17 protein-coding genes are annotated in these 22,409 nt (G+C 36.2%); 15 read left to right on the top strand and 2 right to left on the bottom strand.

Going from position 1 to position 22,409, the window contains the following annotated elements:
• Positions 1-122: 122 nt before the first annotated feature.
• From AC07XU_RS17820 to AC07XU_RS17785, 8 genes are all read left to right on the top strand, one after another.
• The gene (locus AC07XU_RS17820) at positions 123-3,155 is read left to right on the top strand and encodes a SusC/RagA family TonB-linked outer membrane protein (RefSeq protein WP_494944987.1); all 3,033 of its coding nucleotides are present in this window, start codon (positions 123-125) and stop codon (positions 3,153-3,155) included.
• A 27-nt stretch (positions 3,156-3,182) separates the two neighbouring features.
• Positions 3,183-4,730, top strand: a complete 1,548-nt coding sequence (locus AC07XU_RS17815; RefSeq protein ID WP_494944986.1) for a RagB/SusD family nutrient uptake outer membrane protein — start codon at positions 3,183-3,185, stop codon at positions 4,728-4,730.
• A gap of 19 nt (positions 4,731-4,749) precedes the next feature.
• Positions 4,750-5,676 carry a LamG-like jellyroll fold domain-containing protein gene (locus tag AC07XU_RS17810; protein ID WP_494944985.1) on the top strand — a complete coding sequence of 309 codons (927 nt, stop codon included), beginning with the start codon at positions 4,750-4,752 and terminating at the stop codon, positions 5,674-5,676.
• 78 nt (positions 5,677-5,754) lie between these two features.
• Positions 5,755-7,425 carry a glucoamylase family protein gene (locus AC07XU_RS17805; protein ID WP_494944984.1) on the top strand — a complete coding sequence of 557 codons (1,671 nt, stop codon included), beginning with the start codon at positions 5,755-5,757 and terminating at the stop codon, positions 7,423-7,425.
• 12 nt (positions 7,426-7,437) lie between these two features.
• Complete coding sequence (locus tag AC07XU_RS17800) at positions 7,438-8,772, top strand: glucoamylase family protein (protein ID WP_494944983.1); 1,335 nt, start codon at positions 7,438-7,440, stop codon at positions 8,770-8,772.
• A 28-nt stretch (positions 8,773-8,800) separates the two neighbouring features.
• Complete coding sequence (gene bglX, locus AC07XU_RS17795) at positions 8,801-11,098, top strand: beta-glucosidase BglX (RefSeq protein WP_494944982.1); 2,298 nt, start codon at positions 8,801-8,803, stop codon at positions 11,096-11,098.
• Positions 11,099-11,142: 44 nt separating this feature from the next.
• Positions 11,143-11,919: a carboxylesterase family protein gene (locus AC07XU_RS17790; RefSeq protein ID WP_494944981.1), complete on the top strand. Its 777-nt coding sequence runs from the start codon at positions 11,143-11,145 to the stop codon at positions 11,917-11,919.
• A gap of 535 nt (positions 11,920-12,454) precedes the next feature.
• Positions 12,455-12,850: a hypothetical protein gene (locus AC07XU_RS17785; protein ID WP_494944980.1), complete on the top strand. Its 396-nt coding sequence runs from the start codon at positions 12,455-12,457 to the stop codon at positions 12,848-12,850.
• Between the two features lie 39 nt (positions 12,851-12,889).
• On the opposite strand, the gene AC07XU_RS17780 is transcribed toward AC07XU_RS17785, so the two are convergent.
• Entirely contained in the window at positions 12,890-13,618 is a 729-nt protein-coding gene (locus tag AC07XU_RS17780) for a YebC/PmpR family DNA-binding transcriptional regulator (protein WP_494944979.1), read from the bottom strand.
• A 156-nt stretch (positions 13,619-13,774) separates the two neighbouring features.
• Complete coding sequence (locus AC07XU_RS17775) at positions 13,775-14,719, bottom strand: NAD-dependent epimerase/dehydratase family protein (protein ID WP_494944978.1); 945 nt, start codon at positions 14,717-14,719, stop codon at positions 13,775-13,777.
• A 242-nt stretch (positions 14,720-14,961) separates the two neighbouring features.
• Here AC07XU_RS17775 and AC07XU_RS17770 point away from each other — a divergent pair, with 242 nt between their 5' ends.
• The 7 genes from AC07XU_RS17770 to AC07XU_RS17740 all read left to right on the top strand — a co-directional run bounded on the left by AC07XU_RS17770 (position 14,962) and on the right by AC07XU_RS17740 (position 22,337).
• Complete coding sequence (locus AC07XU_RS17770; protein WP_494944977.1) at positions 14,962-15,642, top strand: gluconate 2-dehydrogenase subunit 3 family protein; 681 nt, start codon at positions 14,962-14,964, stop codon at positions 15,640-15,642.
• An 18-nt stretch (positions 15,643-15,660) separates the two neighbouring features.
• The gene (locus AC07XU_RS17765; protein WP_494944976.1) at positions 15,661-17,361 is read left to right on the top strand and encodes a GMC oxidoreductase; all 1,701 of its coding nucleotides are present in this window, start codon (positions 15,661-15,663) and stop codon (positions 17,359-17,361) included.
• Between the two features lie 93 nt (positions 17,362-17,454).
• Entirely contained in the window at positions 17,455-18,609 is a 1,155-nt protein-coding gene (locus AC07XU_RS17760) for a Gfo/Idh/MocA family protein (RefSeq protein ID WP_494944975.1), read from the top strand.
• Between the two features lie 5 nt (positions 18,610-18,614).
• Positions 18,615-19,667: a sugar phosphate isomerase/epimerase family protein gene (locus tag AC07XU_RS17755; RefSeq protein WP_494944974.1), complete on the top strand. Its 1,053-nt coding sequence runs from the start codon at positions 18,615-18,617 to the stop codon at positions 19,665-19,667.
• A gap of 44 nt (positions 19,668-19,711) precedes the next feature.
• Positions 19,712-20,098, top strand: coding sequence for a c-type cytochrome (locus AC07XU_RS17750; protein WP_494944973.1), 387 nt, complete (start codon positions 19,712-19,714; stop codon positions 20,096-20,098).
• Between the two features lie 22 nt (positions 20,099-20,120).
• Positions 20,121-21,578: a Gfo/Idh/MocA family protein gene (locus AC07XU_RS17745; protein WP_494944972.1), complete on the top strand. Its 1,458-nt coding sequence runs from the start codon at positions 20,121-20,123 to the stop codon at positions 21,576-21,578.
• Between the two features lie 75 nt (positions 21,579-21,653).
• Positions 21,654-22,337, top strand: a complete 684-nt coding sequence (locus AC07XU_RS17740) for a 3-keto-disaccharide hydrolase (protein ID WP_494944971.1) — start codon at positions 21,654-21,656, stop codon at positions 22,335-22,337.
• Positions 22,338-22,409: the final 72 nt, after the last annotated feature.

Raw genomic sequence — 22,409 nt, 5'->3', positions numbered from 1 at the left:
TATACCGGTTTGAGATAGTACACAAATACCAGTTGATGTATTAATGTAGAGGTGACAACGTTTGCATAAGCCAACTTAAAACAGAAATTTAGATTAATCAATTAAAAACAAATGTAAATAGTATGAAAAAAATCTTTACAAAATTTTCTGTTCTAACCACACTTTGTTTGCTATTATTAAACGTTGCTTATGCCCAAAATGTTACAGTTAAGGGTAAGGTTACAGATGGCAAATTACCTATACCTGGTGTTGGGGTAACAGTAAAAGGAACAACGAATGCAACGGTAACAAATCCTGATGGGGATTATTCACTTAGTGTACCTGCAAATTCAATTTTAGTTTTCTCTTCAATTGGTTTTTCACCAAGAGAAGTTGAAGTTAAAAATCAAACAACTATTAACGTTTCACTGGCTACATCTACACAAGACTTAGAACAAGTAGTAGTTGTTGGTTATGGTACTCAGAAGAGAAAAGATGTAACTGGTGCAATTTCTAGCGTAAGCGGAGAAGAAATTTCAAGAATGCCAGCTGTTAGCCCTTTAGCATCGTTACAAGGTAAGGTTGCAGGTTTAACTGTAGTTAACTCAGGTGGTGCAGGTTCTCAACCAGTTATCCGTATACGTGGTATTGCAAGTACAAATAACGCTACTCCATTATACGTTGTTGATGGTTTTATTCAAGACAACATTGATTATTTAAATCCTGCAGACATTGAGTCTATTGATTTACTAAGAGATGCTTCATCTTCAGCAATTTATGGTTTAAGAGGAGCAAATGGTGTTATTGCTATTACAACTAAAAGAGCAGCTAAAGGTCAAACACGCATCAACTTCACCAGTAATGTTGGTATCCAAAAAGTAATTGATAAAATAGATGTTACTGATGCAGATGGTTTTAAAAAACTATACTCAACTCAGTTAGCTAACATTGGAGCTGCTCCATTCGATTTCAGTAACTATAACGGAAATACCGATTGGCAAGATCTAATTTTCCAAAATGCCATTATCAATACCAATAGTTTAACATTCTCAAATACAGGTGAAAAATCTACAACGTTGATTAATTTTGGATACAACAACCAAGAGGGAGTATTAAAATATAATCAATACCAAAAATTCATCTTAAGATTAAGCCAAGAAATTAGAATAACCGACAAATTTAAGGTTGGTGCAGATTTAACTGGTTTCCATGATATTTCTAATAATAGAGATGCAGAAGTAAATAGAGGTAGATTTAATAATGCATTGTGGGCTACTCCTGTTGTACCTGTTCAAACGGATGCAAATACGTATTATGCTATGCCATCTTTTCAAAGAGCACAAGTTGGTAACCCTATTGCTGCAATGGAAAGAAGTAGAAATAACGCAATAAATAAAGGACTAAGTTTTAATGGTAGTGTTTTTGCTGAATTGAAATTCTTAAAAGACTTTACTGCAAGATCTACCCTTTATGCTGGTTATGGCAGTACTTATGGTAGAGGATTTACAAGACCTCCATTCACGTTTATCAACGTTGGAGAAAATGGTAGCCCAACTACCACAGTTATCGACAATCAATTCCGCTCAACTGTAAGTCAGGCACAATCAGAAAGACATAGATATCAACAAGATCACACAATTACTTATGATAAAACAATTAACAATGATCATAGAGTAACTGCAATGGTTGGTTTCACGTCTTTACGTACTGCAAGCTCTAATGTTAGTGCTTCGCGTACAGACAGTACATTGGTTGTTCCAGATAACCCTGACTTATGGTATATTGATGTAATCAATAGAAATAATGTTTTCAATAATAGTGGTACTGGAAATGAAGAGACTAACGCTGGTGTTTTCGGTAGATTAAGCTATGCTTACAAAGATAGATACTTGTTTAATGGAACTATTCGTAGAGATGGTAGTTCGAGATTTGCGCCAGGAAACAGATGGGGAACATTTGGTAGTATTGGTTTAGGATGGGTTGCTAGTGAAGAGGATTTCTTTAAAGAAAATGTAAAAGGTATAAACTTCTTAAAACTTCGTGCATCATATGGTAGACTTGGTAACTCAAATGGGGTAGGAAACAATCTTTATCAAGTTACCCTTGAGAGCGGACGTAGCGCTGTATTCGGAGAGAATATTTTTACTGCAGTAGGTGATGCCTACAGAGCGGATCCAAATTTAAGATTCGAAGTTATTCAAGGTATCGACTTAGGTTTAGATTTACGTGCTTTTGATAACCGTTACAATGCTGAAATTAATTTATACAATAAAAAAACAGATGGTTTGTTAACTAGTTTCCCATTAATAGCAGGAACTCCTTCATTTTTTACAAACTTAGGTGAGGTAAATAATAAAGGTATTGAAGTTAGTATGGGTTGGACAGATAAAATAGGTAAAGACTTAACGTTCAATTTATCAGGAAATTTTAGTTACAACAAAAACGAAGTAATATCGATTGGTAACAATATCGATTTTCAAATTATTGGAAACGGTGGTGTTAACTTAACTAATACTGGTCAATCAATCGGTTATTTCTATGGTTATAGACAAACAGGTATTTATCAATCTACAGCAGATTTAGACAGAACACCTAAATTTACCAACTCTTTACCAGGTGATATCTCTTATGAGGATGTAAATGGTGATGGAATTATTTCTCCATTAGATAGAACTTATCTAGGTACTCCATTCCCTCCATATAGCTATGGTATGAGTTTATCATTAGGCTATAAAGGTTTTGATGCTTTAATTGAGGGCCAAGGCGTAGCCGGTAACCAAATCTACACACAACGTAGAACTCAAAATTTTGCAACATTAAATTATGAAGCTAACAGATTAAATGCATGGACAGCTCCAGGAACTTCGAATGTAGAACCAATTTTAGATAACACTCGTGGTAATAACTTCTTGTTTAGCTCTCATTATTTAGAGCCGGGAGATTATTTCAGATTACGTACTGTACAATTGGGCTATACTTTTGGTCAAAATATGCTAGCTAAAACGGGTATCCAAAAATTAAGATTATATGTTAGTGGTCAAAACGTACAAACATGGAGCAAAGTAACAGGATATACACCTGAAGCACAAATTGGTAGTATTTTAGGTGGCGGTGCAGATAATGGCGTCTACCCAGTACCAGCAGTTTATTCTTTTGGTTTAAACGTTACTTTTTAATCTTAGAACGATTTAATTTTTAATAAAATGAAAATATTTAATAAAAAAAATGTTTGTATCGCAATTACAGCGGCAAGCTTAATTTCTATCAACTCTGGATGTAAAAGCTTTTTGGATACGGAAAGACAGGGAGAATATTCTACGGAGAATTATCCATATCCACAAGGAGGAACACCTTACGATACTTTTTTATTCTCAGCATATGATGCTTTAAGAGCTTACAATTATGTATCTGATGGCTTTATGGTGGCTTCAAGTATTAGAAGTGATGATGCAGACAAAGGCAGTACCCCAACTGATGGCGGTGCCGATGTTATCAGCATGGATAACTTTCCTGTGCTTGTAAATAGTAGTAGAGCAAACACATTATGGACTGAGTATTACACAATGATCATTAGGTGTAACGATATCCTTGATAATGTACAAAACAATACCTTAATTATTGCTACCCCAGAAGCTAAATTACAGGCTGAAGCTGAGGCTAAATTTTTACGTGCTTATTCTTATTTCGTTTTGGTAAGAACTTATGGTAGAGTACCAAAGATTGATAAGACTTTAGCCGTAACTGCCAATGTTCCACAAAGCAGCGCAGCAGAAATTTATGCTTTTATTGAAGAAGACTTGAAATTTGCAGCAGCTAATTTACCAATTAGCTGGGAAAGTAAATTTTCAGGAAGATCTACAAGAGGAGCTGCGAATGGTATTTTAGCCAAAGTATATTTATATCAACAAAAATGGGCTTTAGCAATGTCTACAGCTAATTTAGTAATGACTTCTGGTCAGTATGATTTATCTGTAAACTATGGTGTAATTTTTACAGAGGCTGGTGAAAATAGCAAAGAGTCTGTATTCGAAATTCAAGGTACAGCAAGTGCGCAAGTTCCTACAGCAAATGGTATTCAATATGCCAACATACAAGGTACAAGAGGTAATACAGTAGAATGGAACAGAGGATGGGGCTGGAATATGCCAAGTGCTCAGTTAGAAGCTGCTTATGAACCGAATGACCCTCGTAAAAACAGAACCATCTTATATTGTAGCCAAGCTGGCGCACCACGCCAAACTTACTACGGACAAACAGCTCCTTTATTCCCAACAGAAGTTCCAAATCCGAAATATAATCATAAGGTTTTAGCTAGCCCAACCTATATAGCTAGATATAATACTCGCGGAAGCTGGTGGATGAATGTTAGAATTCTTCGTTATGCTGATGTTGTTTTAATGTATGCTGAAGCTGCTAATGAATTAGGTGGCACAACTAACATAAATAATGCATTAGCTGCGGTTAATAGCGTTAGAGCTAGAGCCAGAATTGGCGCACCAGCTGGTACTTTGCCAGATTTAACTACAACAGATCAGGCTACATTACGTACTGCTATTCGTCAAGAAAGAAGGGTTGAATTAGCTATGGAACACGAGCGTTTCTACGATATTGTACGTTGGGGAATTTCTCAGCAAGTAATGCAAGATGCTGGTAAAACAAATTTTGTTGCCTCTAGAGATAATCTTTTACCTATCCCTCAACAACAAATTGATTTAAGTAAAGGTGTATTAACACAAAACCCTGGATATTAATCTTTAATTCAACAAGAAAATGAAATTATCAAAATTATATATTAATAGCTGTGTTGTGGCTCTTTCACTAACAGCTACGGTATTATCCTCTTGTAAAAAAGATGGTAATCCTAACAACCTACCAGAAGTATCTGCCTCTGCATACGAAGGTAAAATTGATGGCTACAATAGCTCTGATGAGATTTATCCAAATAACTTGGTAGCTTATTGGAACTTTGATGCAAATAAAAACGAAACCAAAAGTAATACTACTCCAACTTCAACTGCTAATGATGCTTTAGTTGCTGGTGGCGTTAGAGGTCAAGCGCTTTCTTTAACTGGTGGTTACCTTTATTTTGGCACACAATTAAACGCGTTTAAAACAGATGCATTAAAAAGTTTTACCATTAGTGAGTGGGTTCAAGTTTTTAACAATGGCTCTAAACGTACCATGATTTTTCAATTGGCTAGACCAGGCATTTTTAATGGAAGCATTAACTTCGCTTTAAATACCCAGTCGTATCCAGCTACAGATTTAAACAATCTTAAGGTACAACCAACTTTTACAACTATCGGTGGTGGTACTCAAGATAATATCAATACGCAAAGAGATAGCCCAGGCATGCCAAATTATGTACCATACATTACGCCTACTTTAGCTCAAAATAAATGGATCCACCTTTTGCTTACTTATAACGGTACCACAGGTTTTTTCAATATTTGGATCAACGGTGTTAAAGCTGGTGCATTCCCAAGCAGAGGTACAGGCAATAATTTATTTAAAGCTTACGAGCCAGGAGAAATTATTATCGGCGGTAACTACAATACTATTCCTGGTAAAACAGTAAGTACAGACGTTAGTTTCGCAGCAATGACTGGTAAAATTGATGAGTTGAGAGTTTACAACATCGATTTACCTGATGCAAATATTAAAGCCCTTTATAACCTTGGTTTAGCAGGCAAATAAATCTTAAGCACAGTGTCCTTGTGACACTGTGCTTTCTTTTCTTCATCACCCTATTTAGCTTTGAAAAACAAAACACTTATGAAAATGAGCTGCAGAACCTTTACCATATTTTCAATAGCCCTCTCCTTTTTTTTTGCAGTTGCATGTAAAAAAAGTGCAACAGAAGCACCCAAATCTACCGACACATCATTATCCTTTACTGTAAACGATGCCAATAACGGCACACTCAAATATTCGGGCTTAAATTTAAAACCCATTATCAAATTTAATTTTACTGAGGCCATTAACCCCTCAACTGTTGCTAGTGGAATTGCCTTTACCGACCCTAATGGCAATAACATTGCGCTCACTTCAACTTTTCAAAATGGAGATAAAACTTTAATCATTACTCCACAACTAGACCTGAACTCATTTACAAGTTATACACTTGCTATCAATAATAATTTAAAATCATCAACTGGCGGAAAATTAATCAACCCTGTTAACATTAATCTAATTAGTGGATTAAACGACACCGATAAATTTCCTCGCATAACCGATGATGAACTTTTAACACTCGTTCAAAAACAAACATTTAAATACTTTTGGGATTTTGCTCATCCCGCTAGCGGAATGGCTAGAGAAAGAAATACTTCTGGCAATACGGTAACTTCCGGTGGCTCTGGTTTTGGTGTGATGGCAATTATCACAGGTATACATCGTGGTTTTATTACCAAAGCTGAAGGTTTAGCTCGTCTGCAAAAAATAGTAGACTTTTTAAAAAACAAGGCAACCAGACATCATGGTGCTTACTCACATTGGATGGATGGAAATACAGGAGCAACACTTCCTTTTAGTGCTAAAGATAATGGTGCAGATTTAGTAGAAACCTCTTTTTTAATGTCGGGATTAATTACTGCCAGACAATATTTTAGCAGCAACGATGTAGCAGAAACAACTTTAAGAGCTGATATTAATTCAATTTACAATGGTGTTGAATGGGCTTGGTTTAGAAAAGACAATGGCAACACTTTATATTGGCATTGGAGCCCTACAAATGCTTGGGAAATGAACTTACCCGTACAGGGATGGAATGAATGTCTAATCACTTACGTGATGGCAGCTTCCTCTCCTACTTCTTCCATTCCAAAATCAGTATATGATAATGGCTGGGCTAGAAACGGAGCTATGAGAAATGGAAACACCTACTACGGCGTACAACTACCTCTCGGAACAGCAAATGGCGGCCCACTGTTTTTAGAACATTATTCATTTCTAGGTATCAATCCCAATGGATTGGTTGATGCTTATGCCAATTATGAAACACAAACTAAAGCACACACTTTAATTAATTATAACTATTGTGTAGCTAACCCAGCAAAAAATGTAGGTTATGGACCTAACTGTTGGGGCCTAACAGCAAGCGATATCCCGAATGGATATGGTGCAAATTCTCCAAACAACGATAGAGGTGTGATATCACCAACTGCAGCATTATCTTCTTTCCCATATACACCAACAGAATCAATGCAAGCACTAAAATTCTTTTACTATAAATTAGGTGATAAAATTTGGAAAGAATATGGTTTTGTTGATGCTTTTGCATTGAATGATCCTTGGTTCGCTAGCTCACATCTAGCAATTGATCAAGGTCCAATCATCATCATGATAGAAAATCACCGTAGTAAACTTTTATGGAACTTATTTATGAGCGCTCCTGAAGTTAAAACCGGAATGAAAAATTTAGGCTTCACCAGCCCAAACCTATAACACAACACACAAATGAAATTTTTATATACAATTCTCCTTTTCGTTATTCTGAGCAGTTGCGGCACCCAAAAAACAAATGTAGCATCTTCAAAAAAATTAACTGATGATCAACTTTTAACCTTAGTTCAAAAACAAACCTATAAATATTTTTATGAAGGTGCAGAGCCTATTTCTGGACTTTCGAGAGAGCGTTATCATAGCGACAACATTTATCCATCAAACGATAAAGATATTATTGCTACTGGTGCTAGTGGTTTTGGTATAATGGGAACCATTGTTGCCATAGAACGTAAGTTCATTACTAAAAAGCAAGGCTATGATCACCTCAAAAAAGGTTTAGATTTTTTAGCAAAGGCTGATCGTTTTCATGGTGTTTGGGCTCATTGGATGCATCCCTCTGGTAAAGCTAAAGCATTTGGTAAAAATGACGATGCTGGCGATTTAGTAGAAACTTCTTTTTTGGCACAGGCTTTGGTTTGTGTACGTCAGTATTATGCAAATGGCAATGCAGAAGAAAAAGAATTAGCTCGCAAAGCGGATGAGCTTTGGAAAGGAATTGAATGGAACTTTTTCCGCCAAAATAATCAGAATGTTTTGTATTGGCACTGGTCGCCAAATACGGGCTGGAAAATGAATTTTGCTATTACAGGTTATAACGAATGTTTAATTACTTACATCATGGCAGCATGCTCTCCAACCCATGGTGTACCCGCAGAGGTTTATCATCAAGGTTGGGCAAAAAGTGGGGCAATTAATACCAATTTTTCAATGTATGGTCATCCTGTTAAGTTAAAACATAATGTTGTTGGGCAAAATGTAGGACCACTTTTTTGGGCTCACTATTCTTATTTAGGATTAAATCCAAAGGGATTAAAGGATAAGTATGCAGATTATTGGGAAGAAAACAAAAGTCATACTTTAATTAATTATGATTATGCAATTGCCAACCCAAAAGGATTTAAAGGATATGGAGCTAACTCTTGGGGCTTAACGGCAAGTTATTCAGTAAAAGGTTATGCTGCTCACATGCCATCAGCAGCGGAAGACAAAGGTGTAATTAGTCCAACGGCAGCACTTTCTTCTTATCCTTACGCACCGAAAGAAAGTATGCAAATGATTAGACATTTGTATGAAAATATGGGAGATAAAGTTTGGGGAGAATTTGGTTTTTACGATGCCTATAGCGAAACGGATAACTGGTACCCTAAACGTTACATTGGCATAGACCAAGGGCCAATTGTTGTAATGATTGAAAACGGTAGAACTGGTTTGCTTTGGAACTTATTTATGAGCGCTCCAGAAATCCAACAAGGACTAACAAAACTAGGTTTCACTTATCAAAAATAATTTAGAATAAAGAATAATATAAGCATACATGAAAAAAATCAACTTCCTACTCGTAATAGCCGCATTTACAATTAACGCTGGTTTTGCCCAACAGAAAAAATCTGTTAATCCTACTCAGCAAAAAATGAATACTTTCATTAACAATTTAATGTCTAAAATGACAATTGATGAAAAAATTGGGCAGTTAAATTTAGTGACAGGTGGCGAGGCAAACACAGGATCTGCGGTGAGTACAGCTATCGAATCGAAAATTGAAAAAGGAAATGTGGGTGGTATTTTTAGTATGACAACACCAACTAAAATTCGCAAAACACAAGAAATTGCAATGAAAAGCAGGCTCAAAATTCCTTTGATTTTTGGTCAGGATGTGATTCATGGTTACAAAACTACATTTCCAATTCCTTTAGCTTTAGCCGCAAGCTGGGATCTACCTTTAATAGAAAAAACTGCCCGTGTTGCTGCTCAAGAAGCAAGTGCTGATGGTTTAAACTGGACTTTCTCACCTATGGTTGATATTGCCCGTGATGCTCGTTGGGGAAGAATTGCCGAAGGCAGCGGTGAAGACACTTACCTAGGTTCTCAAATAGCTAAAGTTATGGTAAGAGGTTATCAAGGAAACGATTTAGCTGCAAACAACACATTAATGGCTTGTGTAAAGCACTTTGCATTATACGGAGCATCTGAAGCTGGTAGAGATTATAACACTACCGATATGAGTTTAGACAGAATGTACAATGAATATTTACCTCCATACAAAGCTGCTTTAGATGCTGGTGCAGGTAGTATTATGGTTTCTTTTAATGATATTAATGGTGTGCCAGCTACTGCAAACAAATGGTTATTAACTGATGTATTACGCAAACAATGGGGCTTCAAAGGATTTGTTGCTTCAGATTATACGGGTGTTAGCGAATTGGTAAACCATGGTTTAGGAGATTTAAAAACTGTTTCTGCATTGTCTCTTAAAGCCGGTACAGATATGGATATGGTGAGCGAAGGCTATTTAACAACCTTAAAGCAATCTGTTAAAGAAGGAAAAGTAGCCATCGCACAAATAGACAATGCTTGTCGATTAATTTTAGAAGCTAAATACAAGTTAGGTTTGTTTGATGATCCTTTTAAATATTGCAGCGAAGAACGTGCTAAGAATGAAATCTTAACTCCTGAAAACTTAAAATTTGCGAGAGAAACCGCAGCTAAAACTTTTGTATTATTAAAGAATGACAACCAAACCTTACCCCTTAAAAGAAAAGGAACAGTTGCTCTAATTGGCCCATTAGCAAATACTGCTAGCAATATGCCTGGGACATGGAGCGTAAATGCTGATATGTCTAAAGTACAAACGCTTCTGCAAGGTTTAACAGAAGTTGCTGGTAAAGATGTTAAAATTGTTCATGCTTTAGGCTCGAATCTAATAGCTGATGCCAACCAACAAACATGGGCTACTGCTCATGGTAGAGATATTCCAAGAGATAACAGACCTGAAGAAGATATTATTGAAGAAGCGGTCAAAACTGCTAACAAAGCTGATGTAATAGTTGCAGCATTAGGCGAAGCCTCTGAAATGAGTGGTGAAAGTTCTAGCAGAACTGACATAGGCATACCAGAAACTCAGAAAAAATTATTGGCTGCATTACTTAAAACTGGTAAGCCTGTTGTGTTGGTATTATTTGCTGGTCGCCCAATGACTTTAAAATGGGAAAGTGAAAATGTACCTGCTATTTTAAATGTTTGGTTTGGTGGTAATGAAGCAGCAAAAGCAATTGGCGATGTTTTGTTCGGTGATGCTAATCCTTCTGGAAAACTGACTGTTACTTTCCCTCAAAACGTTGGTCAGGTGCCTTTGTATTATAGCCACAAAAACACTGGTCGTCCTTTGGCAGATGAGAAATGGTTTTTCCGTTTCCGTTCTAACTATCTAGATGTAAGCAACGAACCTTTGTACCCATTTGGATATGGTTTAAGTTATACTACATTCGATTATAGCAACTTTAAATTAAGCAGCAATACTTTAAAACCTGGACAAAAATTAACTGCTTACGTAACCATTACCAACACAGGTAAATTGGCTGGCGAAGAGATTGTTCAATTGTACACTCGTGATCTGGTTGGCACAAGTACTAGACCAGTTAAAGAACTTAAAGGATTTCAAAAAATTATGCTTCAACCTGGCGAAAGCAAAGTTGTTACTTTTAGCATAGCAGAAGAAGACTTGAAGTTTTACAATAGCGATTTAAAATTTGTTGCCGAAGCTGGAGATTTTAAAGCTTTTGTTGGTTCAAATGTTAGAGATGTAAAAGAAGTAGATTTTAAATTGGTTAAATAAACCCCAAACCCCTAAAAGGGTTTTTTATAGCTTAATATTAAACAATGAAAAAAATATCCATTATAGTTACGCTTTGCTTATTAGTGTCGTCTGCTTTTGCGCAAGATTTAAACAAATACGAAAGACAAAGTTTTGTACTTGGTAGCGATACTTTAAAATACAGGATTTTGTATCCTGAAAACTTCGATGCCAATAAAAAATATCCGGTTGTTTTATTTTTGCATGGCAGAGGAGAGAGTGGTAACGACAACCAGAAGCAATTGGCAAATGGCGGAAAGCTTTTTTTATCTGATAACTATCGTAAAAACCACCCTTCAATTGTTATCTTTCCACAATGTGCAGAAGACAGTTATTGGGCAAATGTAGAGATTGAAACGGTAAGCAATAAACGCTTTTTTAATTTCGTAAAAGGTGGTGATGCTACAAAATCAATGAATTTAGTTTTAAAATTTACCGATGAATTTTTCAAAAAACCATTTGTAGAGCAAAGTCAAATTTATGTTGGCGGATTATCTATGGGAGGAATGGGAACTTTTGAAATTTTAAGGCGTAAACCAAAAACATTCGCTGCAGCGTTTTCAATTTGCGGTGGCGATAATCCTGCAAATGCAAAAAAATATAAAAATGTACCACTTTGGATCTTTCATGGCGCTTTAGATGATGTGGTAAATCCACAATTAACCTATAGCGTATTTAGAGAGCTGCGAAGATTAGGTAATGAACCAAAGTATACCATTTATCCAAAAGCAAACCATAACAGCTGGGATGCTACTTTTGCAGAACCAGAATTAATGCCATGGTTATTTAGTCATAAGAAGTAATTAACTTTGTAACTATAAACAACAGTTATCGCGTAAATACACACACAAAAAAAAGAAATAATTTCTCAAATTTTCCCATAAGATTATTTTAACTTTCTTGTAAATATCAGGTAAATAAAAAGAACCATTTTAACCGCTTAACAGTATTATTAAAATTTATCAAATCCTTAAATAGATAATTTAAGGATTTTTTTTATGCTAAAAACATATTAAAAAAATCAAAATTTATTAATTGAAAATTTATATACACTTGTAAATCAGATATTTATTTAAAAATAAAGTTTTTCTATCTCCAATTGTCCTTAAAAATCGCTAGCTTTTTTAAATTTAAATTATCCTTTAGATAAAATACAAATTAAAAGTAATCGATAACTGTGTCTAAACTAATAATCATATCTCATAGTTAATTATCCACTTATCAAAACAGGGCTTAAAATTTGAATTAGAATATCATTAAAGCTTGTGAATCAGAATGCCTAATGCAAGATAAAATTTGCTATGCATTTCATTTTCATAATTATTAATAATTGCTATGATGATGTTCAATAAAAAATTAATTATCGTTTTTATATTAACATTCTTTGTAATAAAAATTTCAAGTGCTGCAACTGGTTGTATAGCCAATGGCGCCATATTAGGTCAACCTACAGCAGGCACAAGGTTGTATACAACATTAGTAAGTGGTACTAATTACAATTTGTATGGAACTAACATAGATAATCCGAATTCAATTTATTGCGTAACTGCAACCGGCGGCTCATGTACCATTCAAGGAATTTTCGGCAGTTATCCTGGCTATCTTGTTGAATATAATCTACCTGTTGGCTGCCCAATTGATGACTATACTTTAGCTATAACCGGGTTGCTTGGACTAATCGGATTTTATAATTTAAGAACCAAAACCTGTTTGTTAAACGAAAAAGCCTCGTAATTAATTAAATTACGAGGCGTTCCTATACAATTTACGGTATTACTCTGCCATGTTGTGATACACGGCTTGTACGTCATCATCCTCTTCTAGTTTATCAATCAACTTCATTACATCTAGTGCTTGCTCTTCCGTAACCTCATGATGTGATAAAGCAATACGCTCTAATTTAGAACTCTTAAGTTCAATACCTTTTTCTTCTAAGGCTTTTTGTAGCGGACCAAAATTCTCAAAAGTTCCTTGTGCTACAGCGATATCATTTCCTTCCTCATCGGCCTCTACATATAATTCTTCCAAGCCTGCATCAATCAATTCAAATTCCAATTCTTCTAAATCCAAATCTTCAGCCGGTACAAACCTAAAAATAGATTTACGGTTAAAAACAAAATCTAACGAGCCAGTTTTACCCAAAGAACCATCGGTTTTATTAAAATAGCTACGCACGTTTGCAACTGTACGGTTTGTATTATCTGTTGCAGTTTCAATTAAAACGGCAACGCCATGCGGTGCATATCCTTCGTACACAATTTCCTCGTAATTAGCCATAGATTTATCCGAAGCACGTTTAATTGCAGCTTCTACTCTATCTTTTGGCATATTTACAGCTTTAGCATTTTGCATAGCTGTACGTAAACGTGAGTTTGTTTCTGGATGAGGTCCAGATTCTTTAACCGCCATTACAATATCTTTACCGATACGAGTAAACTGAACGGCCATTTTAGCCCAACGCTTAAATTTTCTTTCTTTTCTAAATTCGAATGCTCTTCCCATTGTTATAGTATTAAGATGTGAGATGTGAGATACGAGACATTAGGTCTCTAACTTTCCAACTCCTTACTTTTATTTTTTATGATTTATTTCTTTTTTGGTCTATCACCTTTTGTCTTTAGCTCTTAGAGCCTTCAAACTTCCATCCCTCAACCTTTATTATTTCTTTAAATTCATTAACATATCATTAGTCATCCTCGCCAAATCAAATTCAGGCCTCCAAGCCCAATCATTTTTCGCCATACTATCATCAATAGATCTTGGCCAACTGTCAGCTATATCCTGACGAGGGTCATTTTCGGTGTAAGATAATTTAAAATCTGGAATATGCTTGCGAATTTCTGCTGCTAAAACTTCTGGCGTAAAGCTAACACCACCAAAGTTATAGCTCGATCTAATTGAAATCTGATTTGATGGTGCATCCATCAATTCAATTGTGCCTCTAATGGCATCATCCATGTACATCATTGGTAATTCTGTATTTGCCGACAAAAATGAAGCATAACTTCCTTTTTTTAATGCTTCATGGAAAATATGAATCGCATAATCAGTTGTACCTCCACCTGGTGCAGCTTTCCAACTAATTAACCCTGGATATCGGATACTTCTAACATCTAAATTATACTTCTGATAATAATATTCGCACCAGCGTTCACCAGCCATTTTGCTTATTCCATAAACCGTGTTTGGGTCCATAGTGCAGTATTGTGGCGTATTGACTTTGGGAGAATTTGGTCCAAAAACAGCGATAGAACTAGGCCAATAAACCTTTGCCGTTTTAAAAGCTAATGCTAAATCTAATACATTTAGCAATCCGTTCATGTTTAAATCCCAAGCTAATTTAGGGTTTTGTTCTCCTGTTGCAGATAATAAGGCTGCTAACAGATAAACTTGACTTGGCTTATATTTCGTGAAGATCTCTTTTAAAATCTCCTTATCTAATACGTTAACAAATTCAAACGGACCCGCATTTTTTGTTTCGTAGTCAGGTCTTCTAATGTCACATGCCACTACATTATCATTGCCATAGGCAGTACGCAATGCAGTAACAAGCTCCGTACCTATCTGCCCATTAGAACCTAAAACTAAAATCTTTTCGCTCATACATTAAGGATATTTCACAAAGGTAAAAAAATGCAACTAACCTTTTAATAGATGTAAACAATAATTTTTAGCGGCTAATTTTTATTTTGTAAGTTAATTTTTACAATTACTAAATCCTTTTAGTTGTGCTTTAAACGCAGTTTTTTCATTTGTGTATTTTTTACACCACATAAATTTTGCGGGCTTTTCTTTATGTATGGATTTTTTGTTTAATTTAATGCCACAAAACCTAACCAAAGTATATGAACAGAAGAGAAGCCGTAAAGAGCGTTGCCTTTTTAATTGGTGGAGCTTTATCTGCTACCACAATTGCTACATTATTTGATAGCTGTAACGAACCTGGGAAAAATGGTGAAAATTTATTTACCGAAGATCACCAGAAAATAGTTACTGAGCTGGCAGATATTATTATTCCAACAACAGCTAAATCTCCTGGAGCAAAGGCAGCAAATGTTGGTCCTTTTATTACCATGATGATGAAAGATTGTTATCCACAAGATGCACAAGAAGCTTTTGTAAAAGGAATAGATGATCTTGAAAAACAAGCAAAAAAACAATACAATAAATCATTTTTAGAGATTACTGTACCAGAACGCATTGCGTTAGTTACTAAGCTACGTGAAGATACCATAGCTGCCCAAAAAGATGCTAAAGATAAAAGTGATGCAACTAAAGCTGGCGAAAAGGTTACAAACGAAACTCCAAAAGAGATCAAACCAGAAATAGAAAAACCTGGAAACCCAATGGCTGTTAAAGAAAAACCTAAAACTCCACCTTTATTTTTTGCAATTGCAAGAGATTTAACCATACTAGGGTTTTTCACATCTGAAGTTGGTTCCACACAAGCTTACGAGTTTGTAGAAATCCCAGGCCGCTATGATGGCGATATGAAAATGAAACCTGGTCAAAGAGTTTACGCATAAATCTAATCTCATTTTATAATGAATTTAAATACTAAAGCAACCGCACAAAATACTTACGACGCTATAGTTGTAGGATCTGGAATTAGTGGAGGTTGGGCAGCAAAAGAATTAACCGAAAAAGGTTTAAAAGTTCTATTACTAGAACGTGGTAGGAATATAGAACATATAAAAGATTATACCACGGCTATGAAAAAGCCATGGGAGTTTGAACACCGTGGTAAATTAACTGAGGAACAGAAAAGAACACACCCCGTTCAAAAAAGAGATTATCCTTACCAAGAATACAACGAGAGCTTTTGGGTTAACGATTTAGATTGCCCTTATACAGAAGTTAAGAGATTTGATTGGTATCGTGGTTTTCACGTAGGTGGAAAATCTTTAATGTGGGGCCGCCAAAGTTACCGTTTAAGCGATTTAAATTTTGAAGAAAATTTAAAAGATGGACATGGTGTTGATTGGCCTATTCGTTACAAAGACATTTCTCCATGGTATGATTATGCTGAGAAATTTGTAGGCATCAGCGGGATGAATGAAAATTTCCCTCATTTTCCTGACGGGCACTATTTACCACCTATGCAAATGAATGTGGTAGAAAAAGCAGTTAAAGAACGTATTGAAAAGAAATACAACCGTAGCCGCATCATGACCATGGGCCGTGTAGCTAATTTAACGGTTGAACATGGTGGTAGAGGAAATTGCCAATACCGTAACTTATGTAGCAGAGGTTGTCCTTTCGGTGCTTATTTTAGCACGCAATCATCAACATTACCTGCCGCAGTTGCAACAGGAAACTTAACCTTGCGCCCGTTTTCTTTAGTAAACGAAATTATTTACGATAAAGAAACTCAAAAAGCTAAAGGCGTAAGAATTATCGATTCTGAGACGATGGAGCATATCGAATATTTTGCTAAAATAGTTTTCGTTAATGGATCTACATTAGGCACTACTTTTTTATTGCTGAACTCTACTTCTGCCGAGCATCCAAACGGGTTAGGTAATGGTAGCGGTGAGTTAGGCCATAACTTAATGGATCACCATTTCCGTGCTGGAGCAAATGGTAAAGCCGAAGGTTTTGATGATAAATACGTTTACGGTAAAAGAGCCAACGGAATTTACATCCCTCGTTACAGAAACATTGGTAACGATAAACGTGATTACTTACGTGGCTTTGGTTACCAAGGTAATGCAAACCGTGGCAGCTGGCATAAAGAAATTGCAGAGCTTGATTTTGGTGGCGATTTTAAAGATATCATGAGCACACCAGGAGCTTGGAGTATGGGCTTAGGTGGTTTCGGTGAAACTTTACCATTCCATAAAAACTATGTATATATAGATAAGACTAAAAAAGATAAATGGGGACAAAATGTTTTAGCAATTGATTGTGAGTTTGGTGAGAATGAAGCTAAAATGCGTGTCGACATGATGAATGATGCTGCTGAAATGCTTGAAGCAGCTGGTCTTAAAGATGTAAAAACCTTTGACAATGGCTCTGAACCTGGCATGGCTATTCACGAAATGGGTACGGCTAGAATGGGTCATGATCCTAAAACATCAGTTTTAAATAAGTGGAACCAAATGCATGAAGTTAAAAATGTATTTGTTACTGATGGAGCCTGTATGCCATCGGCAGCATGCCAAAACCCATCGTTAACTTATATGGCATTAACCGCAAGAGCGGCAGATTTTGCAGTAAGCGAATTGAAAAAAGGAAACCTATAAATTCCTCCCCTACCCCTTCCAAAGGAGGGGCTAGGTGGAGCTTAAAATATAAACTATACAAAAGTCCTCCCTTCGGGGGGATTTAGGAGGGATATGAAGCACAAAATAAGAATGGGAATGGTTGGCGGTGGCAAAAAAGCCTTTATTGGGGCCGTACACCGCATGGCTGCAGGTTTAGATGGATTAATTGAATTGAGTTGTGGCGCTTTTAGCAGCAATGCAGAAAATGCAATCGAATCTGGTAAAGACTTGTTTCTTCCCGAAAACAGAATTTACACTAGTTATACAGAGATGATAACTACAGAAAGTAAACTTCCCGCATCAGAAAGAATACATTTTGTAAGTATTGTAACACCTAATAATTTACATTTTGAACCAGCCATGTTGGCTTTAGAACATGGCTTTCATGTTTTAATTGATAAACCTATAACCTTAACCTTAGCAGAAGCCAAAGCACTAAAGGCTAAAGCAGAAGAAACAGGATTGATGATTTGCCTTACCCATACTTACTCGGGTTATCCGATGGTTAAACAGGCAAAAAAAATGGTAAAAGACGGTGCTCTTGGTAAAATCAGAAAAGTTGTGGTAGAATATCCGCAAGGTTGGCTAAGTCTTCCAGCAGATGCTGATAATAAACAAGCTGCTTGGCGAGCTGATCCTTCTAAAAGTGGAATTAGCGGTTGTATGGCCGATGTTGGTACACACGCCGCTCATTTGGCCGAATACATTTCTGGTTTACAAATCACAAAAATTTGTGCCGATTTAAATATCGTTGTAGAAAACAGATTATTAGATGATGATGGCAACGTTTTATTAAAATTCGACAATGGAGCAAACGGTGTTCTTTTCGCATCGCAGATTGCTGCCGGAGAAGAAAATGCCATCAAAATTTATGTCTACGGCGAAAAAGGTGGTTTAGAATGGCATCAAATGGAACCAAACACATTATTGGTAAAATGGCTCGATCAGCCAATGCAAGTTTATAGAACTGGTAATGGCTACAATTCTGACATCGCAAAATACAATACTAGAACACCTTCAGGCCATCCAGAAGGATATTTAGAAGCGTTTGCCAATATCTACAAAAATTTTGCACAAACTATAGCTGCCAAGGAAATAGGTGAAACGCCAAGTGAAGAAATGTTAGATTTTCCAGGTGCTGATGAAGGTGTAAGAGGTATGGCGTTTATAGAAAACGTAGTAGCCTCTAGCAAATCTGATGTGAAATGGTTCGATTTTAAAGTTTAATAATCATGACAACAATACAAGGACCAGCCGTATTTTTAGCCCAATTTATTGGAGATGAGGCCCCATTCAATTCCTTAGATGGAATTTGCGAATGGGCAGCCAACCTAGGTTTTAAGGGCATACAAATGCCAACACTTGATAAAAGATTTATCGACCTAAAATTAGCTGCAGAAAGCAAAACTTATGCAGATGAGCTTACCGCAAAAGTAGCTTCCTATGGTTTGGCAATAACAGAATTATCTACCCATTTACAAGGCCAGTTGGTAGCAGTAAACCCAGCTTATGATTCATTATTTGATGCATTTGCTGCCGATGAGGTAAAAGGTAATCCGAAAGCTAGAACAGAATGGGCTGTACAACAAATGATGTATGCAGCTAAAGCTTCTCAAAATTTGGGCTTGAATGCACATGCTACTTTTAGCGGTTCACTGTTATGGCATACTTTTCATCCTTGGCCTCAAAGACCAGAAGGATTAGTAGAGGATGGTTTTACTGAATTAGCCAAACGTTGGACACCAATTTTAAATGAGTTTGACAAATGTGGTGTTGATGTTTGCTATGAAATACATCCTGGCGAAGATTTATTTGATGGCGAAACTTATGAAATGTTCTTAGATAAAGTTAATCATCATCCAAGAGCTTGTTTATTATATGATCCATCACACTTTGTACTACAGCAATTAGATTACATTCAATATATCGATTTTTACCACGAGCGAATTAAAGCATTTCATGTAAAGGATGCTGAATTTAATCCGACAGGTAAACAAGGCACATTTGGAGGTTATCAAAGCTGGGCAAACCGTGCAGGCAGATATCGTTCTCCAGGAGACGGACAAGTAGATTTTAAACGAATTTTTAGCAAATTAACACAATACGATTATAAAGGCTGGGCAGTTATGGAATGGGAATGCTGTATTAAAGATTCAGAAACCGGAGCTCGTGAGGGTGCAGAATTTATTAAGAAACACATTATCCCAGTTACCACAAAAGCTTTTGATGATTTTGCCGCATCTGGCGGAAACCCGGATTTTAACAAAACGATTTTAGGTTTATAATCCGAATCTAAAAAAACTGAAAAATATATAACACAAAATAACACATGAAAAGAACATTTTTATTTTTAGGAAGTATTGCCTTATTCTTAGCTGCTTGTGGTGGCTCTGGTGATACATCTGAAAGCACATCTGCAACAACTGCAACCACAACACCAGCCCCAAGCAAATCAGCTATGGAGCCAGGAGAATTATTAATCGTTAAATCTGATTGCGTGGGTTGCCACCATAAAGAAAACAAATTGATCGGCCCTGCCTACAAAGAAATTGCTGAAAAATATCCATCAAATGATGAAAATATAGCATTATTAGCTAGCAAAATTATAAAAGGCGGTAAAGGTGTTTGGGGTGCTGTACCAATGACGCCACATCCAAAAATTACCGAAGACGATGCCAAATCAATGGTTAAGTATATTCTTTCGTTAAAAAAATAAATTCACCCTAAAATTAAACTAGATGAAAAACTTAAGTAAGGAAACCGCAGACCACAGCAGACGTAATTTTCTTAAAACAACCGCTGTTGCTGCTGCTGCATTTACTATTGTACCCCGCCATGTTTTGGGCGGAAAAGGATTTTTAGCACCAAGTGATCGCCTAATTGTGGCAGGTGTTGGTGTTGGTGGTAAAGGTGGTGGTGATATCAAGGCTTTCTATGAAAGTGGTAAAGCAGATATTGGTTTCTTATGTGATGTAGATACGCGTAGAGCCGCCGGAAGTGTAAAGGCTTATCCTAAAGCAAAATTCTATAAAGATTGGAGAGAAATGTATGAAAAAGAGCACAAAAATTTTGATGCTGTTTCTGTTTCTACCCCAGATCATAACCACGCAGTACAAGCAATGGCTGCAATGCAGTTAGGTAAACACGTATATGTACAAAAACCTTTAACTCATGATATTTTTGAAGCTCGTGCATTAACTGAAGCAGCTAAAAAATATAAAGTAGTAACACAAATGGGTAACCAAGGATCTTCAAATGATGGTCCACGCCAAATGAAAGAATGGTATGATGCTGGTTTAATTGGAGATGTACACACCATTTATGCATTTACCGACAGACCGGTTTGGCCACAAGGTATTCCATGGTCTGCTAACAAAGCAGATATTCCTAAAGAATTAGATTGGGATTTATGGTTAGGTACTGCTCCTTACAAAGATTACGTAGATAAATTAGTGCCTTTTAACTGGCGTGGATGGTGGGATTACGGAACAGGTGCATTAGGAGATATGGGTTGCCACCTATTAGAAACTCCTTTTAGCGTATTAAACTTAAAGTATGCTACAGAGGTACAAGCTAGTGTTGGCTCAGTATATGTTGATGAGTTTAAACGTGGATATTTCCCAGATAGCTGCCCTCCATCAAGCCATGTAACTTTAAAATTCCCTAAAACAAATAAAACCAAAGGTGATGTAACCGTACATTGGATGGATGGCGGTATACAGCCAGAGAGACCAGAAGAGTTAGCACCGAACGAAAAATTTGGTGATGGTGGTAACGCTACATTATTTATCGGCACAAAAGGTAAAATGACTTCTGAAACTTACGGAAGAAACCCTAAACTTTTACCATTAAGCAGAATGGAAAACCTAAAAGTTGCACAAAAATTTGCTCGTGTAACCAACCAAGAAGCTGGTCACTATGCACAATGGGTAGAAGCCGCAATTGCAGGTCATGGTAAAAAAGAATTAAGTTCTCCTTTTGAAATTGCTGGTCCGCTTACAGAAGCTTTATTAATGGCCAACTTGGCTATTCGTGCAGCTGATGTACAACGTAAAGATGCAAATGGCAGAAACACCTATCCAGGCAGATATACCAAATTACTTTGGGATAACGATCAAATGAAAGTAACCAATTTTGATGACGTTAATCAGTTTGTGAAAAGAAAATATCGCGATGGTTATAGCTTAGGCATATAATTAACAAAAATTAATCTATCATTAACTTTTTAAACAGAGTGATGATAGATTTTAGATCCTTATTAAAATTAAATAATGAAAAAATACATATTATCTGCACTAATGATTTTCGCAGCAGCTCAATTTGCTAGTGCACAAAAAGGTTTTGTGCCTTTGTTTGATGGAAAAACTATGACCGGATGGCATACTTATAATAAAACTACTGTGGGTAGCGCTTGGGAAGTTGTTGATGGCGCCATACACATGAACCCAACCAAAAAAGGTAAAGATGGTGGTGGCGATTTAGTGACTGATAAAGCTTACTCAAACTATCATTTAAAATTAGAATGGAAAGTAGCTCCAAAGGCTAATAGCGGAATTATCTTTAATATTTTTGAAGATCCTAAATACAGACAAACGTATTTAACTGGACCAGAAATGCAGGTTATTGATAATGATGGCCATCCAGATGGTAAAATTACTAAACACAGAGCTGGTGATTTGTATGATATGGTTCAAAGCAAAAGCGAACCTGTAAAACCAGTAGGCGAATGGAACAAAGCAGAAATTATTAGTGATAATGGCAATTTAACCTTAGTTTTAAATGGCGTTAAAGTTGTTAAAACTACCATGTGGGATGACAACTGGAAAGCATTAATTGCAGGAAGTAAATTTGCAAAATGGGATGGTTTCGGCGTACACAAATCTGGCAAAATTGGTTTACAAGACCATGGCGATGAGGTTTGGTTTAGAAACATAATGATTAAAGAATTAAAATAAAACAATAAAGTATAAAGCAAAAAGGCCAAATCTTTGGTCTTTTTGCTTTTCTCTTATACCTTAAACCAAATA

This window comes from Pedobacter sp. GW456-11-11-14-TSB4 (assembly GCF_059424425.1).
This window is presented reverse-complemented; position numbering and strand designations above follow the sequence as displayed.